The organism is Campylobacter sp. IFREMER_LSEM_CL2101 (assembly GCF_025771825.1).
GTDB classification, from domain to species: domain Bacteria; phylum Campylobacterota; class Campylobacteria; order Campylobacterales; family Campylobacteraceae; genus Campylobacter_D; species Campylobacter_D lari_C.
In genome coordinates, this window is sequence record NZ_JAKMQZ010000012.1 from 1 (window position 1) to 17,218 (window position 17,218).

The 17,218-nt window shown below is 29.1% G+C and carries 20 protein-coding genes; 8 read left to right on the top strand and 12 right to left on the bottom strand.

What is annotated here, in order from left to right; genetic code table 11:
• Window positions 1-117: 117 nt before the first annotated feature.
• From L8V88_RS07020 to ribA, 3 genes are read right to left on the bottom strand one after another with little or no spacing between them, the layout of a single operon-like run.
• Entirely contained in the window at window positions 118-480 is a 363-nt protein-coding gene (locus L8V88_RS07020) for a hypothetical protein (protein ID WP_263675507.1), read from the bottom strand.
• Window positions 474-1,067: a 16S rRNA (guanine(527)-N(7))-methyltransferase RsmG gene (rsmG, locus tag L8V88_RS07025; RefSeq protein WP_263727359.1), complete on the bottom strand. Its 594-nt coding sequence runs from the start codon at window positions 1,065-1,067 to the stop codon at window positions 474-476. Before rsmG ends, L8V88_RS07020 begins: the two co-directional genes overlap by 7 nt.
• Entirely contained in the window at window positions 1,064-1,624 is a 561-nt protein-coding gene (gene ribA, locus L8V88_RS07030) for a GTP cyclohydrolase II (protein ID WP_263677104.1), read from the bottom strand. The genes rsmG and ribA overlap by 4 nt, the downstream gene beginning before the upstream one ends.
• A gap of 70 nt (window positions 1,625-1,694) precedes the next feature.
• On the opposite strand from ribA, the gene hemB reads away from it, so the two are divergent.
• From hemB to L8V88_RS07050, 4 genes are read left to right on the top strand one after another with little or no spacing between them, the layout of a single operon-like run.
• Window positions 1,695-2,675 (top strand): porphobilinogen synthase, encoded by a 981-nt coding sequence (gene hemB / locus L8V88_RS07035; protein WP_263727360.1) that lies wholly within the window; start codon window positions 1,695-1,697, stop codon window positions 2,673-2,675.
• Between the two features lie 2 nt (window positions 2,676-2,677).
• On the top strand, window positions 2,678-3,163 hold the full coding sequence (locus L8V88_RS07040) for a DUF2603 domain-containing protein (RefSeq protein WP_263675511.1): 486 nt from the start codon (window positions 2,678-2,680) through the stop codon (window positions 3,161-3,163).
• Window positions 3,150-4,505, top strand: coding sequence for an oxygen-independent coproporphyrinogen III oxidase (gene hemN / locus L8V88_RS07045; protein ID WP_263727361.1), 1,356 nt, complete (start codon window positions 3,150-3,152; stop codon window positions 4,503-4,505). Before L8V88_RS07040 ends, hemN begins: the two co-directional genes overlap by 14 nt.
• Window position 4,506: 1 nt before the next feature.
• Window positions 4,507-5,775, top strand: coding sequence for a (Fe-S)-binding protein (locus L8V88_RS07050; protein ID WP_263727362.1), 1,269 nt, complete (start codon window positions 4,507-4,509; stop codon window positions 5,773-5,775).
• Between the two features lie 3 nt (window positions 5,776-5,778).
• On the opposite strand, the gene L8V88_RS07055 is transcribed toward L8V88_RS07050, so the two are convergent.
• From L8V88_RS07055 to L8V88_RS07065, 3 genes are read right to left on the bottom strand one after another with little or no spacing between them, the layout of a single operon-like run.
• A complete protein-coding gene (locus L8V88_RS07055; RefSeq protein WP_263675514.1) occupies window positions 5,779-5,988 on the bottom strand; it encodes a hypothetical protein in 210 nt (69 codons plus the stop codon).
• Window positions 5,989-6,025: 37 nt separating this feature from the next.
• Window positions 6,026-7,033 (bottom strand): alanine racemase, encoded by a 1,008-nt coding sequence (locus L8V88_RS07060; protein WP_263727363.1) that lies wholly within the window; start codon window positions 7,031-7,033, stop codon window positions 6,026-6,028.
• Window positions 7,033-8,025 (bottom strand): L,D-transpeptidase family protein, encoded by a 993-nt coding sequence (locus L8V88_RS07065; protein WP_263723956.1) that lies wholly within the window; start codon window positions 8,023-8,025, stop codon window positions 7,033-7,035. The genes L8V88_RS07060 and L8V88_RS07065 overlap by 1 nt, the downstream gene beginning before the upstream one ends.
• A 102-nt stretch (window positions 8,026-8,127) precedes the next feature.
• Between L8V88_RS07065 and L8V88_RS07070 the strand changes: the two genes are divergently transcribed.
• The 3 genes from L8V88_RS07070 to L8V88_RS07080 are packed head-to-tail and all read left to right on the top strand — an operon-like array spanning window position 8,128 to window position 9,554.
• Window positions 8,128-8,547: a copper chaperone PCu(A)C gene (locus tag L8V88_RS07070; protein WP_263677113.1), complete on the top strand. Its 420-nt coding sequence runs from the start codon at window positions 8,128-8,130 to the stop codon at window positions 8,545-8,547.
• On the top strand, window positions 8,547-8,993 hold the full coding sequence (locus L8V88_RS07075; protein ID WP_263727364.1) for a hypothetical protein: 447 nt from the start codon (window positions 8,547-8,549) through the stop codon (window positions 8,991-8,993). The genes L8V88_RS07070 and L8V88_RS07075 overlap by 1 nt, the downstream gene beginning before the upstream one ends.
• Window positions 8,994-8,996: 3 nt before the next feature.
• A complete protein-coding gene (locus tag L8V88_RS07080) occupies window positions 8,997-9,554 on the top strand; it encodes an SCO family protein (RefSeq protein WP_263727365.1) in 558 nt (185 codons plus the stop codon).
• A gap of 11 nt (window positions 9,555-9,565) precedes the next feature.
• Here L8V88_RS07080 and L8V88_RS07085 read toward each other — a convergent pair whose 3' ends face one another.
• From L8V88_RS07085 to mapA, 6 genes are all read right to left on the bottom strand, one after another.
• Complete coding sequence (locus L8V88_RS07085; protein ID WP_263727366.1) at window positions 9,566-10,768, bottom strand: ABC transporter permease; 1,203 nt, start codon at window positions 10,766-10,768, stop codon at window positions 9,566-9,568.
• Between the two features lie 62 nt (window positions 10,769-10,830).
• Complete coding sequence (locus L8V88_RS07090; protein WP_263723921.1) at window positions 10,831-11,277, bottom strand: hypothetical protein; 447 nt, start codon at window positions 11,275-11,277, stop codon at window positions 10,831-10,833.
• Entirely contained in the window at window positions 11,253-11,771 is a 519-nt protein-coding gene (locus L8V88_RS07095) for an LPP20 family lipoprotein (RefSeq protein ID WP_263675521.1), read from the bottom strand. Before L8V88_RS07095 ends, L8V88_RS07090 begins: the two co-directional genes overlap by 25 nt.
• Before the next feature lie 62 nt (window positions 11,772-11,833).
• Window positions 11,834-14,401: a DNA gyrase subunit A gene (gyrA, locus tag L8V88_RS07100; protein WP_263727367.1), complete on the bottom strand. Its 2,568-nt coding sequence runs from the start codon at window positions 14,399-14,401 to the stop codon at window positions 11,834-11,836.
• 21 nt (window positions 14,402-14,422) lie between these two features.
• Entirely contained in the window at window positions 14,423-15,004 is a 582-nt protein-coding gene (locus tag L8V88_RS07105; protein ID WP_263727368.1) for a ComF family protein, read from the bottom strand.
• Entirely contained in the window at window positions 15,001-15,648 is a 648-nt protein-coding gene (mapA, locus tag L8V88_RS07110) for an outer membrane lipoprotein MapA (RefSeq protein WP_263727369.1), read from the bottom strand. The genes L8V88_RS07105 and mapA overlap by 4 nt, the downstream gene beginning before the upstream one ends.
• Window positions 15,649-15,852: 204 nt before the next feature.
• Here mapA and L8V88_RS07115 point away from each other — a divergent pair, with 204 nt between their 5' ends.
• Window positions 15,853-17,214, top strand: coding sequence for a DASS family sodium-coupled anion symporter (locus tag L8V88_RS07115; protein WP_263727370.1), 1,362 nt, complete (start codon window positions 15,853-15,855; stop codon window positions 17,212-17,214).
• Window positions 17,215-17,218 lie beyond the last annotated feature (4 nt).

The window sequence follows — 17,218 nt, forward strand, 5'->3', positions numbered from 1 at the left end:
AATAGCAAAAGATAGTGCGGTGGTTGCAGACAATGTAAACCAAATAGCTAATGATATCTTAGAAGATGCTAGGAAGAAAAAATTCTAAAAAAAGTTAAACCCATTAAGGGTTTAACTTTATCCAATATAAGATTTTAGACAAACTCCATCAACACTTAACTCATAAGCTTTTTTTAGATTGTTTTTAAAAGTATCAAGCAAAAATAAAATTTTAGAATCAAACATATAAAACTCAGCCATTTTTGAAGCAATTTTTGCCAAATTCTCATCTTCTATTAAAATATATTTAGCACCTAATGCATTTGAAAGTAAAATTTCTTCTTCATTTTTAGCATATATAGCAAAATCTATTTTTTCCTCTTTTGCGCTTTTTATATTTTGCTCATTATAATCAAAACAATTTACATTTGTTTTAATAAAAATATTTTCATAATGACTAAATTTTTGCATATTTATCAAAGGATGTCCAAAAATTAACATATTTTTTCCTTTACTCTTAAAAGACAATAATTCCTAAAGCCTTGATTAAAAATTTTATAATCTTTCAATCCTTGTAGTTCATCATAAACCTCACTACCTTTATAAAGCAAAAATGAAGTTTTTTCATCATAAAAACCATTTGAAATTTCAATCAAAGGTTTTACATCCATCAAAGCTCTTGAAGTGATTAAATCTACTTTAAAAGGTGGATAGTTTTGTAATTTTTCTTTTATAATACTTACATTTATCAAATTAAGTTCGGTTTTAACCACCCTTAAAAATGAAGCTTTTTTAGCACTAGGCTCAAAAAGAAAAAATTCACTATCTTGCAAAATACAAGCTAAAAATAATGCAGGAAAACCAGCCCCACTTCCAATATCGATAATCTTTTTTTTATCAGTCAAATCACAGTAGTCTAAAATTTTTATACTATCAATAATATTATCATCTATATTTTCAAGATGAGTTAGATTATGCACGGCGTTAAATTTTTCTAATAACTCTTTATAGAGCGTGATGTTTTTAAAAAAATCATCTTTATTTGCAAAATCTTTTAAAAAATTTAATTGCTCTTCATATTTTTTCAATTTAAATGTCCCATTTGCGTGTATTTGATTTCTAAGTAATCTTTGTTAAAACGATTTGCCTTTATCAAAATAGGTACTCTTAAATTAATTTTTTCTTTTAATGAATTTAGTTTTTCAGGATTATTAGTTAAAAGATTAATCTTAGAAATCTTATAATGCTTAAGTATAAAATCTACTATTTCATAACTACGCTCATCTGCTTTAAAACCTAATTGATGATTTGCCTCTATGGTATTAAAACCCTTATCTTGCAAAGCATAAGCGTTAATTTTATTAAAAAGCCCTATACCTCTTCCTTCTTGTCTTAGATAAATTACCATACCACCATGCTCTTGGATATATTTTAATGAAAAGTCAAGTTGTTCTCCACAATCACACTTTAAACTTCCCAAAACATCACCCGTTAAACATTCTGAATGGATTCTAATATTAACTTCTTTATCTAATTTTCCTTTAAAAATGCAAAGGTGTTCTTTGTCATTTTCTTTAAAACTTTGTATATTAAATTCTCCAAAACGAGTGGGAAGTTTTGCTATTTCAGAAATTTGAATAGTCATTATTTTACTTTACCTTTTTATAAAAAATATGCTAGAATTTAAGCAATTTTAACAAACAAAAAGGAAATTTATGTTTAAACGCTTTAGAAGATTAAGACTTAATGAAAACATTAGAAGCCTAGTAAAAGAAAATACCTTAAATTTGGATGATTTAATCTACCCACTTTTTGTTGTCAATGGCGCTAATATTAAAAATGAAATTACATCTATGCCAGGTGTGTTTCAAATGAGCTTGGATGAAATTTTAAAAGAATGCGAAGAGTTAGTTAATCTTGGTATTAAAGCGATTATTTTATTTGGAGTATTGGAAAGTTCTAAAAAAGATAGCTGTGGCAGCGATGCATTGAGCGATGATGGTTTGATTGCTACAAGTCTAAGAGCTATTAAGGCAAAATTTCCTAATTTAGTAGTGATTACTGATCTTTGTTTTTGTGAATATACCGATCATGGTCATTGTGGCATTATTGATCCAAAAAGCAAAAGCGTGGATAATGATTTAACTTTAGAAATTTCAGCTAAACAAGCTCTAATTCATGCCAAAAATGGCGCTGACATGATAGCACCAAGCGGTATGATGGATGGTATTATTGAAACTTTAAGAAAAACCTTAGATGAAAATGGTTTTGAAAATTTACCTATTATGGCTTATTCTACTAAATTTGCTTCAGCTTATTATGGGCCTTTTAGAGATGTGGCTGATTCTGCTCCAAGCTATGGAGATAGAAAAACCTATCAAATGGATTTTGCTAATGGTAAAGAAGCCTTGTGTGAAAGCTTAGAAGATGAAAAACAAGGTGCTGATATTTTGATGGTTAAACCAGCGCTTGCGTATTTAGATGTAGTTAAAGATATAGCAAATCACTCTAAGCTTCCACTTTGTGTATATAATGTAAGTGGAGAATACGCTTTATTAAAAGCAGGTCAAAAAGCAGGTGTAATTGACTATGAAAAAATAGTGCTTGAAACTATGCTTGCATTTAAAAGAGCAGGAGCTAAGCTTATTATAACTTATCATGCAAAAGAAATTGCAAAATTATTAAACAAGGAGTAAGATTGAATAGTCTAAGTAAAAAAAGTTCCCAAGATATTATCAACGAATTATCAAGCCATTTAGGCATAGAAAAACATAATCAAACCATATTTCATCTCACCCATATTAATGAAAAAGAAAAAAAATTAAGTCTAAAAAATGGTCATGAGTTAGCACCTGAACCATGGTTTATAGTAGATGAAAATGATGATGTTAAGACTATGTTTTCTGTAAAAACCTTAATCGAGTTTTTGCAAAATGCCAAGGAAATGCAAAAAGATAATTTTGAGCTTAAATTAGAAAAGGCTATTTATCAACAAATTCCTATTGACTTTAATGATGTTTGGACAGTTGCTATGGATGAAATTAAACATCAAGTTGCTAAAGGTATAAAAGAAGTAAATATTGATTTAGATCAATTAATCAGCAATATTCATATAAAACATCCTAATTTATTTATTGATATGAAAGAAATGATGCAAAAGGTAAAGCCAAATGAAAGACTATAAAAGCTTTGTTAAATACTCTAAAGCAGGCCCAAGATATACATCTTATCCTACCGCAGTGGAGTTTAACACTCAGTTTAAATATGAAGATTATATACAAATTTTAAAAGAACAAAAAGCACAATTATCTTTGTATTTTCACTTGCCTTTTTGTAGAAGCGCTTGCTATTTTTGTGGTTGTAATGTAATATATACTGCTAAAGAAGAAAGCAAAGAAAGATATTTAAACTATCTTTTTAAAGAGCTTGATCTTTTAGCAAATATCATTAATACTCAAAGAGAAGTAGCTCAAATGCATTTTGGTGGTGGCACCCCTACTTTCTTTTGCGCTAAACAATTGCAAAGTTTGATTTTAAAAATTAAAAGCATTTTTCCAAATTTTACTCAAGATAGTGAAGTAAGCTGTGAGATTGATCCTAGATTTTTAAATGAAGAACAAGCTGATGTTTTAATCCAAAATGGTTTTAATCGTATTAGTTTTGGTGTGCAAGATTTTGATGAAAAGGTTCAAAAGGAAATTCATAGAATTCAACCTTTTGAATTAACCAAAAACGCAGTAGATATGGTAAGAAAAAAGGGAATTAACTCAGTAAATATGGACTTAATCTATGGCCTTCCTTATCAAAGCCTAGAAAGTTTTAAACAAACTTTAGAAAAAGCATTACTAATCAATCCTGATCGTTTTGCTATTTTTAATTATGCGCATGTGCCTTGGCTTAAAAAAAATATGAGAAAATTTGATGAAAGCACATTGCCAAGTCCTGATGTAAAACTTCAAATTTTAGAATACTGTGAAAAATTTTTAACTCAAAATGGCTATAAAATGATAGGAATGGATCATTTTGCAAAACCACAAGATGAACTTTTTAAAGCTTTGGAAAATGGTAGCTTACATAGAAATTTCCAAGGTTACACTACAAAAGGTGGAACTGATTTAATTGGCATTGGCTTAACAAGTATAGGTGAAGGACAAAGACATTATATGCAAAATTTCAAAGACATGCCAAGTTATGAAAAAGCTATTGATGAGGGTAGATTACCTTGTGAAAAAGGTATTATGCTTGATGATGATGATGAACTAAGAAAAGCTGTTATTATGGAACTTATGAGTAATTTTGCCCTTAATATAAAAAATATAGAAAATAAATTTAAGATTGATTTTTTTGAATATTTTCAACAAGATTTAAAAGAACTTGAGGGGCTTAGCGAATTTGTTACTATAGATAAAAACCATATCAAGGTTAATGAAACAGGGGTGCTTTTAATACGTAATATTGCTATGTGTTTTGATAAATATTTAAAACGCATTAGTGAAGATAAAAAAGTATTTTCTAAAACGGTTTAATATGCTAAATGTTAATGAAATTTCTAATGCTTGCGTAAAATGTGGCAAATGCATACCAGTTTGTACTATACATGAAATAAACCGCGATGAGAGTACTTCCCCTCGTGGTTTTTTGGATTTAATTAGTGCTTATAAAAACCAAGAACTAGAACTTGATAAAAATCTTAAAAAAACTTTTGAATCATGTTTTTTATGTACAAATTGCGTTGAAGTTTGCCCAAGTCATTTAAGAGTAGATAGTGCTATTGAAAAAGTACGCTTTGATATAGCTCAAAAATTTGGTATAGCATGGTATAAAAAACTTGCTTTCTTTTTTTTAAGACACAGAAAGATTTTAGATATTTTAGCAAGATTTGGCTATGTTTTTCAAAGTTGTGCCTTTAGCTTGCAACATAAAAATTTGGGAATGAAAGCCAAATTTAGCCTACCTTTAATCAAAAAAGATCGTTTGCTTCCTTCTTTAGCCAAGAAAAGTTTTTTAGCCTCTAATCCTGATTTTATAAACAATCAAGGTGAAAAAACCATAGGACTTTTTATAGGGTGTTTATCTAATTATTCTTACACTAATACAGGTTTTGCTTTGCTTGAAATTTGTAAGCATCTTAAAATCAATGTGGATTTATTAAAAGATCAATCTTGCTGTGGCGCTCCTCATTATTTTACCGGAGATTTTAGCAGTGTAGAAAAATTAGCTAAAAAAAATATCATTTATTTTGAGGAAAAATTAAAAACACTAGACTATATCATTATCCCAGAAGCGACCTGCTCTGCGATGATTAATATAGACTATGAACATTTTTTCCATATGCAAAAAAATGAAGAATGGGCAATAAGAGCTAAAAATATTTCTAGTAAAATACTACTTGCAACAAAATATTTTTACGAATACACTAATTTAGAAGAACTTTTAAAAACAAAGAAAAAAATAAATACAAAAATTGCATATCATGATCCTTGCCATGCAAGAAAAATGCAAGGGGTTTTTAAAGAACCAAGAGCCCTGCTAAAACAAAATTATGCTTTTAAAGAACTTATCAAGTCAAATGAGTGCTGTGGCTTTGGTGGAGTAAGTATGCAAACAGATCATTATGAAAAAGCTTTGCAAGTTGGCACAAAAAAAGCTCAAAACATACAAAAAAGTGATGTAGAAATCATTAGTGCAGAATGCTCAGCTTGTAGAATGCAAATTTCAAACGCATTAGAGTATGAAAAAATCTCCACACAATTCTTACACCCTTTAGAATTAATAGCAAAATCACTTCAAGATTAAAAACTAATCTTGATTTTTTATACTTTCAATATTCGATCTATTTTTTTCTATTAAAATTCTATTTTGTTCTATGTTTTCACTATTTTTTTTACACTCATTTTTTAAGATTTCTATATTTTTATATAAAATCTTTATTTTCCTTTCATAGCGATTAATTAGTAAAAACACTATAAATAAAAATAAAATTAAAATAGCCCAGTTCAAAAACGCCATAATTTATCTCTCCTTAGATATATTAGTATTTTTTATCTTAAATTACAATTCTTTTTAAATTAGGGGAAAGTTTGACTAAAATTTCATAATTAATAGTATTGAAAAAATTAGCCATAACATTCGCATCATTCATAACACAAATCACCTCACTATCATCCTCACAAGAAAAGCTATCCATAGACATTTTTCCAAGTATTTTTTTGCCATTAGGAAGAAAAAATTCTTTTTTTCCATCATAGCGCAAAAGCCCATCAGCATAACCCAAATCATAAGTTGCTATTTCAATATCTTCTTTTGCACTATACATTCCACCATAACCAACACTTTGACCTTTTTTTAATACTCTTTGGCTTAATTTTTCAGCCCATAAACTCAAAACCTTACGCAAGTCTTTATTAAAATGCGCATAACCAAATTGCACAAGCCCTACTCTACAATACTCATCATCTTCTAAAGTATTTGCTCTAAATAAGGCTTCAGAATTATGAGAGTGAAATACTAAGTTTTTAGCCTCTTCTTGTAATAAACCATAAATTATTTTTTTAGCATATTGAAATTTTTGTTTTTGCACAAAATAACTTGCATCTACTTCATCGCTTCCTGCAAAATGCATCATCACTCCATGAAGTATCAAATTATTGCTTTTTAGCTCTTGCATCACTTCTTGAATTTCTTCAGGCAAAATTCCATTCCTATGCATATTTGTATCTATAACTAAATGAATTTTGGTATTTTTTTTGAGTTTTTTTATATCATTTTTATCATTTAAAGCATAAATAAATTTTTCACTTTCATTACCATGTGGATGATGAGATAAAATTAAGATATTATCAAAAATATTTTCAAGCTCTTTTGCTTCAGCTTCATTTTTTACTGCTATAAAATTTATACCTTTTGCTCTAGCTATAGGAGCTAAAAGCTTAGCTCCATGCCCATAAGCATTATCTTTAAAAACACAAATTACTTTTTCATAACCCCCAGCCTTAGAGGCTATTAAATCAAGATTATGCTCATAAGCTAAGCGATTAATTTTTATATAAGCCATTATTGTTCAGCTAAAATTTGCATTTTGTCTTCAACCAGCTTAACATAAAGAACTTTTTCTCCTTTAAATTTATAATTAGTACTGCGATAATCTTCATAAAATCCTATTCTAAAAATCTTTTCATTTTTTTCATTTGGATAAGGACTTATGCTAAGATCTGAAAATTTAATAGTTTTTTCTTCTTTTTTAGCAAAAATTCTTTCTTTATTTTTTGCAAACTGCTCATATGAAAATTTATTTTTATGTTTAAATATATTTTTATCATAAAAAGATAAATATTTATTAATATCGCTTTTTTGCCAACTATCCTTCCAAGCAAATAAATTTGCTAATAAAACAGCTATTTCTTCATGATTTGCTCTTACCTTATTTTTCTCCTCTGTCATTGCATAAGCTTTTCTATCGGCTACTAATTTATTAAAATCTTCTAATAAATCATTTTGTACAGCAATACAACCTCTAGTTTTATAAGTGTCTAAACGCGTTCCATCTAAAGGATAACCATGAATCCAAATTCCACCACCTGTTTTACCTAAAGTTTTATCTAAAACATTTGGATAAGTTGTTGCAAAAGCAAATGGTCCATAATATGGATCACCAGGATAAAATTTCTTTCCAAGCTCATAAAAACCTATAGGGGTTTTTAAATCCCCTTCCACTTCTTTATCTCCAGCCAAACCAGTTAAAACATCTTTTTGGATAAATTTCTTTTCTACTTTGCCATTATTATAATGATAAACCCTAATGATTTTATCACTTTTATTAGTTAAAACGATTGCTACATTTTCTTCATAGTAACCAAGGCTAACATTTTTATCTTTTATCTCATCAAGCCAAAAATCTTTCTTGCTTAATTCTTGTTCTAATACCTTTTCAACTGCATTAATACCTTGATTTAAATAAATTTTTGCAAGTTCACTTGCATTTGCAAATACAGCTAAACTAAACAATGCTAATATAATTTTAAACAATTTATACCTTTCTACTAAAATTTAAAACAACAAAGAGCTAATTATAATATTTTTACAATAAATATATTTTTAATTTTTTCCGTGTATAATGTTTATAATTGACTAAAAATATAAAGGAAAATAATGAAAAAAATACTCAGCTTAGCTCTTTTAAGCACTTTTACCTTAGCTAACAACATCACTGTAAATGATCCCTATGTAAGACAAACTCCACCAAATTCTAAAACCACAGCCTTTTTTTTAGAACTTAAAAATAATTCTAATCAAGACATAAAACTCATCAAAGCCCAAAGCTCATTAAGTGATACAACTGAAATTCACGATCATATCATGGAAAATGGTAAAAAAATGATGGTACAAATCCCTCAAATTACTATAAAAGCTAATTCAAGCGCTGAACTTAAACCAGGTGGCATGCATATTATGGTTTTAAATCTTAAAGAAAATATCACACCTCAAACCAAAGCTAATTTAACACTTTATTTTGATGATAATAGCACAATCAAACTAAAAGATATCAAGTCAAGAAGCATTAAAAAATAATGAAAAATCTACTTGTCTTTGCCCTAACTATAGTCTTTGCTATATGCGGGGCTTATTTTTATACTAATTCATCAAATACCGGAAAAAAAAGAGAGTTAATCACCACTCTAACGCCTTTAGCATGCGATCTAAATACCCAAGAGTGTGAGTATAATTTTAAAGATAAAAAGGTATTAGTAAATTTAAATCCAAAGCCTATAGCCGCATTAAACGAGCTTGATTTAAACATTACCAATTTAGGTGAGTTTAAAAAACTTAATGCTAGAGTTTATGGGCTTAATATGTATATGGGAGATATTGTTCCACAATTTAAAAAAATCAACAACACTTATCATGCTAAATTAGTTTTAAGTTCTTGCACACTAGATGTGATGCGTTTTAGAATAGAACTTTTTGATGATGAAACTCCGCTAGATTTTTATTTTGACTTTGATGTAAAAAGGTAAAATATGAAAAAAATAAATATTTTTTTATTAATTGTGGTAATTTTTGGGGTGTTTTTTATATCTGTGCAGTATTTTGAAAATAACAAATACAATTTTCACTTAAATTCCGAAAAAGGCATGCTTAGTTTAAAAGATTTTATCGGTAAAAAATTAATTGTATATTTTGGCTATACATATTGTCCCGATGTTTGCCCTAGTGAGCTTGCATTGATTGCTAATGTTTTAGAAAAAATGCCAAATAAAGAAAAAGCTCATGTGATATTTATCTCACTAGATCCAGCAAGAGATAGCAATCTAACTCAAACTAGTCAATGGGTAAAATATTTTTATCCAAATTCTACTGCTTTAGTTGCCAAAGATGAAAAAGAATTAGAAAAAGTTACTAAAAATTATGGCGTGGTATATGAAAAAATCAATCTTAAAGATTCTGCTATGGGATATTCTATAGCACATAGTGGCGAATTTTATCTGATTGATGAAAATGGAAAATTTATTAAAACCATAAAAGATATTAGCTATGAAAGCTTTTTTAATGAAATTCAAAAATTCTTAAACGAATAAATTTTTACAATTTATTCGTTTCTTAAAGTATCTAAAATATCTACTTGAGTTGCTTTTTTGGCAGGATAATAAGAAGATAAACTTACAATCACAATAGCGCCAAAAAGTGTAGTGCAAAAATCAACTAAAGAAAGTTCTAATGGCAATTTACTCATACCATAAACATCACTTGGCAAAGAGATAATGTCAAAATTTCCAAGCACCCACAAAGCAATAGCTGCAAGAATCACACCTGCTATAATGCCGCTTCCACCTATTAAAAAACCTAAAGAAAAAAAGGTTTTTTTAATCTCTAATTTACTAGCTCCTAAGGAAAGCAATAAAGCTATTTCACTGCGCCTATTCATCACTATCATTAATAAAGAACTTACTATATTTAAACTTGCAACTAAAATAATCAACATTAATACTATAAACAAAGCTCTTTTTTCTAAAGCAAGCGCTGCAAAGAAATTCCCATTTTGTTCCCACCAACCTATGCTAGCATACCTTGCACCCAAAAAAGCTTCAATTTGCTTAATATCCTCAAAAGGTTTATTTGAATACACATGTACTCCATCATAACTTCCTTGAGGATATGATAAAATTTTAGCTAAGGCTTTAGCATCTGTATACATATAAGCTTTATCATAGGCCAATAATCCTGAAGAAAAATCAGCCTTAACATCAAATCTTTTAACCTGTGGGATAAGCGAAAGCCCGCTTGCATTTAGATTTGAAAAAATTAAAGTAATTTTTTCATTATAATCAAGCCCAAATTCATCCTTTAAACCCTTGCCGATTAAAATATCAAAATTGTCTAATTTTTTATTTTCTAAAGCTTGTGCTATGACTTCATTAATTTTTTTTTCATCTTCAAAATTAACCCCAAAAAGCATACCACCTTCTAATTTTAAATCATTTCTTGCTATAACTTGAGTAGCAATATAAGGACTAAATAATAAATTTGGAAATTTAACTCTTAATTCTTGCAATAATTTCTCATCCACACTCGCTCCAAAACGCGGTAATATAGTGATAGGATAATTCATCGTAAAAAGTTTTCTCTCAAATTCTTTATCAAAACCATTCATAATAGCCATTGCAACTAAAAGCACGCAAAGCCCTATGCTTACACCTAAAAAGGCTAAAATTTTTGAAAGCATGATAAAGGGTTGATCTTTATCAAAACGCAAATATTTAAATAATAAATAACGAGGGATACTTTTTTGCATTTTATACTCTTAATATTTTTTTAAGTATTTTAACTTGATTTTTATAAAAGCTAGCTTTGTATTTATTTAAGATAATATACAAAGGCGCTATTATCGTGAAATTCAACTATAAATCTTAAAGGCAAAATTCTCACATAAGTTTCACTTTGTGCGCTTGCTTGTTCACTTTTTACAAAATCTTTTACATCTATTTTTGAATTAAAAAAGCAATCAATTAAATCATTTTTATGAGCATTTAAAAAGTTAAATTTATCTAACTTTGTCATTTGCTCTTCATCTACCATACCAAAATCATTGCGTATTAAAGATTTTAAATCACTTGGTGTATATACCAACTCACAAGCATATTCTAAATTCTTTTTTTTGCTTTTAGTCATAGCTATAGAAATAGTTTCATTTTGATGATAAAGGATAAAATTTTTATTAGAGAGTTCTGCCCAAAATATAAATTCATCTTGGGCAGTGGCATTAAAAATTATAAGGATTAATAAGCAAACAATTCTTTCCACTTGTCAGCATCGATTTTAAGTTCTACATTTACTCTATAAAGACCATCTTTAAAATCTTGATCAACCACACTTGCATTTTTAATCAAACCATTTACCTGCGCTGTGATAGTTGAACTTTTAAGCATTGCATCTTTTACTGTATCTTTACCATTAACTCTTACACCATATAACTTACTAGCTAATTGTCTATAAGCATCAGTGATTGCTGCTCTTTTAGCCAAAGCCAAAGCTTGACCAACAGAAACTGTATTTAAAGGAGCAATACCCTCACCCACCGCTGTAAAAGTTAGATCATTGTCTGTGCTTGTATCATTTGCAAGCATTTTTTCTTCTCTAATGATATTACGCACATCATCTTTATCTACTTTTTGAACCACAACATCAGAACTTGCAGCTTGAGCAGCTTGAGTTTGATTTGGATTCACACCTCTTTGATCTAGCGCACATGCACTAAAACCCAAAGCCAAACAAAACATAAAAACAACTTTTTTCATTTTTTACACCTTCAATTTATTTGATTTTATTAAAATAGCAAAAAGCATTCCAAAAAATTTTACTATTCTAAATTTAAATCTATATTAGTTTCAGCATCTAATTCCTCATCTTCTTCTTTAGGACATTTAGCAATGCTTACAACCTCATCATTTTCAACATTAACAACAATTACACCACTTGTATTTCTACCTGCTTTTCTAATACTTTGCATATCAACACGTATCATCTTACCACTGCTTGTTAATGCCATCAAATCCATACTTTCATCAACTATAACTATACCGATTAAGTCTTTTGTTTTAGCAGTAAGTTTCATACAAATAACACCCTTACCACCTCTACTTTGAAGTCTATATTCTCCAGCATCAGTACGCTTGCCTATGCCTTTAGCGCTTACGCTTAAGATTTCTTGAGCGTCATTTTCTATAACAACAGCACCCACAACCTCATCATCTTTTTCTTTAAATTTAATCGCAGTTACCCCTCTACTTACACGACCAATCTCTCTAACTTTAGCAAGCGGGAATTTAATACACATACCTTTTTTAGTAACTGCAAAAAGCATTTTACCGCTAACATTTTCAAGTTCTTCATTAGGTTCAAGCATTTCATTTTCTAAATTTTCTTCATAATTTTGCTCTTGCGTTTCGCTTTCATCTCTTGCTACGATAATTGCAGTAACAAGCTCATCATTTTCATCTAGATTAATCGCTTTTACACCCACGCTTCTAATATTTTGATATTCACTTAAATTTGTGCGTTTTACAATACCATTTTTCGTAAAGAAACACAATGATTTACTTTCATCAAAATCAGTAGTTGGGATAATTGCCATGATTTTTTCATCTGCTTGTAGATTAATGAGATTAACCACAGCTTTACCTTTAGCAGTTCTACTTCCTTCAGGAATTTTATAAACTTTAAGCCAGTAAAGCTGCCCACGATCAGTAACAAACATCAAAGTATCATGTGTGTTTGCTGTAAAGAAGCTTTCAATAAAATCATCATCATAAGTTGTAACTGCAACCTTACCTTTACCACCACGTTTTTGTTTTTCATATTGCTTGCTTGGAACACGCTTAATATAACCACGATGAGTAATGGTAACTACCATATTTTCATTTGGTATTAAATCTTCTATATCAATATCATCATAATCATCTTCAATTTGAGTGATTCTTGGTACATCAAATTTGGTTCTAATTTCTTTTAATTCATCTTTGATTAAATTTTCAAGCAAAGTTTCACTTTTTAAAATTTGATCAAGTCTTTCAATTTCTGCTAATAATTCTCTTAATTCATTGTCAATCTTTTCTCTCTCAAGCCCTGTTAAACGGCCTAACTTCATATCTAAAATAGCATTAGATTGAAGCTCGCTTAGGCCAAATTTTTGCATTAATAAATTTTTAGCCGTTGGGTTATCAGGAGAGTTTTTAATCAAAGCTATCACTTCATCAATATTATCTAGAGCAATTTTTAAACCTTCTAAAATATGCGCTCTAGCTCTAGCTTTTTGCAACTCATAAATAGTTCTTCTAATAATTACAGTTTTTCTATGATTTAAGAATAAATTTAAAAGTTCAATTAAAGAAAAAACTTTTGGTTCTTTATTGTGTATAGCAAGCATAATCACACCAAAAGTGCTTTCCATAGTGGTAGATTTAAAAAGATTATTTAACACAATCTCACTCATAGCATCGCGCTTTAGCTCAATCACCACGCGAATTCCTTCTCTATCACTCTCATCTCTAACTTCAGCAATACCTTCGATTTGTTTTTCTTTAGCAAGTTCAGCAATTTGCTCTATCAATCTTGCTTTATTAGTTTGATAAGGAAGTTCATCTATTACAATAATATCTTTATTAGCTCTTTTTTCAATATGGGTTTTTGCTCTTACTTTTACCCTACCACGACCTGTGCGGTAAGCTTCTATAATACCCTTTTTACCAAAGATAATACCACCGGTTGGAAAATCAGGGCCTTTGATAAATTGCATGATTTCTTCTAAGCTTGCATTTTTATTATCAATTAAATAAAGCAAACCATCAATAAGCTCATTTAAACTATGCGGAGGAATATTAGTAGCCATACCTACTGCAATACCACTTGAACCATTAAGTAATAAATTTGGCACCCTAGCAGGTAAAACATCAGGTTCACTCATAGAATCATCATAATTTGGTATAAAATCAACCGTATCTTTTTCTATATCACGCAAAAGTTCTTCAGCTAAAATTGTCATTCTAGCTTCAGTATAACGCATTGCAGCAGCGCCATCACCATCAATAGAACCAAAGTTTCCTTGCCCATCTACGCTTGGATAACGCATAGAAAAATCTTGCGCCATTCTTACTAAAGCATCATATACAGCTGTATCACCATGTGGATGGTATTTACCGATTACATCACCCACTATACGTGCTGATTTTTTATACGCACTACGACTTCCAACACCTAAATCATTCATAGCATATAAAATTCTTCTATGAACAGGTTTAAGCCCATCTCTAGCATCAGGTAAGGCACGACCTATAATAACACTCATAGAATAATCTAAATAACTACTTTTTATAGAACTTTCTATATCTATATTTTCAATATCTGAATCTTTAGTAAAAATATTTTCCATAAAAATCCTTAAAATTAATGCCTATATTGTATCAAATTTTGCATTAGCTAAAACTAAAGCAAAAAGTACTTCGATATTATTTTTTTCTAAAAACTCTTTTGCTTCAAGCAAACTTAAACCCGTAGTTACCACATCATCTATTAAAATTACAGGGTATTTTGGATGCTTTAAAAGCTTATAAGATCTTTTATTATCTTTACGAAATTGCAAACTTTTTCCACTATATTTAAATTCTGAATTAGCTTGTAAGGTGCAATACATAGGTTTTATAAATTGAGTTTTTAAATGTTTGGTTAAAATAGCAGTATGAGAGTAGTTTTTATATGTTTTATCATCTAAGGCTATGGCGTTAATTTCACAAGAGGGTTGAAAAAAATCTTTAAATTTGGCAAAGCTTAATTTTGCAAGCGCATTTAAAACAAAATATCCTTGAAATTTGTGTTTAAAATAAATTAGATGTTTAATTTGTTCATATTGATAAAAATAATAAACTTTAAAACCTTTATCAAGCTCTCTTATACCCAAAGAATATTCTAAAAGCTCTTCCTTGCAAGCTGGACAAAAGCTCGCAAAGGAAAATCCATGGCAGTTAAAACACCTCACAAAGAGCTAATGATATCTGCGGATTTATTAGCCACTTGTTTTATAAGAAGCTGAGTGAAGAAAGGTAAATCTTTTATATTATAAAAACCTTTAACTTCTTGTTTAGTTTTAATATTAATAGTTTTGTTAGTATTAATATCTTTTAATGTTAGCTGACTAGCAATAATTGAAAATAAAGAATTAGAATCAAATTTAGAATAAAAATCATTAAAACTTAAATCCACTTTTAAAACATAAGGAGAATCTTGTGTATTTTCAACCACCACTATACCTCTATTTTCTAATTCTTCTTTTAAAAACACATAAAAATAGTAGTTAAAATTCTCATTAATATAATAATTATTTCCATTAGAAGAAGAATATTTTAAGTTCTCATTTAAATCATACACTCTATGAATATAAACTTTTTTCAAAGAAACACTTTTATCAAGCGTTCTTTTATTTGCACAATACTTAAGCCCTATATCACTAATATATACAAGACCTTTAATTTTTGCTTCATAGGCTTTAGGACTAGAAGGGTTATAACATTGTGCTTGAATTTTTATAACTTCATTAACCTTAGCTACACCTTGATTTTTAGAATTTATGGCACAAGCACTAAAAAATAAAGCTAGAGTCAATATAAATATTTTTTTAAACATGTTCTTTCCTTAGAATCATCTTTATTTATAGATGATTTTTAATTAGCAAAAATTATACCAAAAACAAATAAATTTTACTAAAACTTACTTTTTTTCACACAAGAAAAGTTTTATATAAAAAAATTTATATAAAAATTGACATTTAAAAGAAAATTCATTTAGAATATGTTACAAAACTACAATATTTAAAAGGAGTTATTAAAAATGAGTTCAAATACAAAAACACTCATAGTCGTTGCTGATTTGGTGTTATTTATCGCTTTGCTTTATTTCTCCCCTTTTGGCGAAACTAAAGTAAATCAAGGTTTATCATTGTTAGTTTTTATTGCTATTTTATGGCTTAGCGAAGCTTTACATGTTACTATTACAGCTATTTTAGTGCCTGTTTTAGCAGCCATCTTAGGATTATTACCTACTGCTAAAGCTTTAACCGGCTTTGCTGATTCAAATATCTTTTTATTTTTTGGTGGTTTTGCTTTAGCTGCAGCTATGCATCATCAAAAACTAGATAAGCTAATTGCACATAAAATTTTAACCCTAGCAAAAGGACATTTAGGCCTTTCTAGTTTGTATATTTTTATTACCACTGCGTTTTTATCCATGTGGATGAGTAATACTGCAACAGCTGCCATGATGCTTCCGCTTGCTATAGGTATGTTAGCTTCACTTGACCCAGAAAAAGATAGAAACACTTATGTTTTTATCCTTTTAGGTATAGCTTTTAGCGCGAGTATAGGTGGTATAGGCACTATAGTAGGAACTCCACCAAATGCTATCGTTGCTACTCAATTACACATTAGTTTTGCACAATGGTTAAAATATGGTATTCCTATTGTTTTAATCTTCTTACCTGCAATGATTTTAATTTTGTATTTTATGTTTAAACCTAAATTTAATCTACAAGTTGATTTACACACTGAAAATATAGAGCTTACAAGACCTAGAATCATCACTTTAATAATCTTTTTAGTGGTTGCTCTATCTTGGATTTTTAGTGGCAATATAGGTCCTATCATCACGAGTGTTTTTGGACATAAAATAGCAAATCTTGATGCAATTATTGCTTTATTAGCTGCTGTTTTAGTATGTGCTTTTAAGGTAATTGATTGGAAAAATATACAAAAAAATACTGATTGGGGTGTATTAATGCTCTTTGGTGGAGGTATTACTCTAAGTGTGGTGCTAAAAGATTCAGGTGCTAGCAAGGTTATGGCTGATACTATCATTTCATTTATAGAAAATGGACATTTATTTGTTATAGGTTTAATCGTAGCCTTTTTTATAGTATTTTTAACAGAATTTACCTCAAACACTGCTTCAGCAGCCTTACTTGTGCCTTTGTTTATCTCTATAGCAGATACTTTAGGTGTTCCTGCTTTAGGACTTGCTTTAATCATTGCAATCGGTGCTTCTTGTGCTTTCATGCTACCAGTTGCTACACCACCAAATGCTATAGTTTTTGGTACTGGTCATATCAAACAACAAGAAATGGTAAGAGTAGGAATTATACTAAATGTATTCTGCTCAATTAGTCTTGCAATAATTGCTTATTTCTTTTGGTTATAATCTT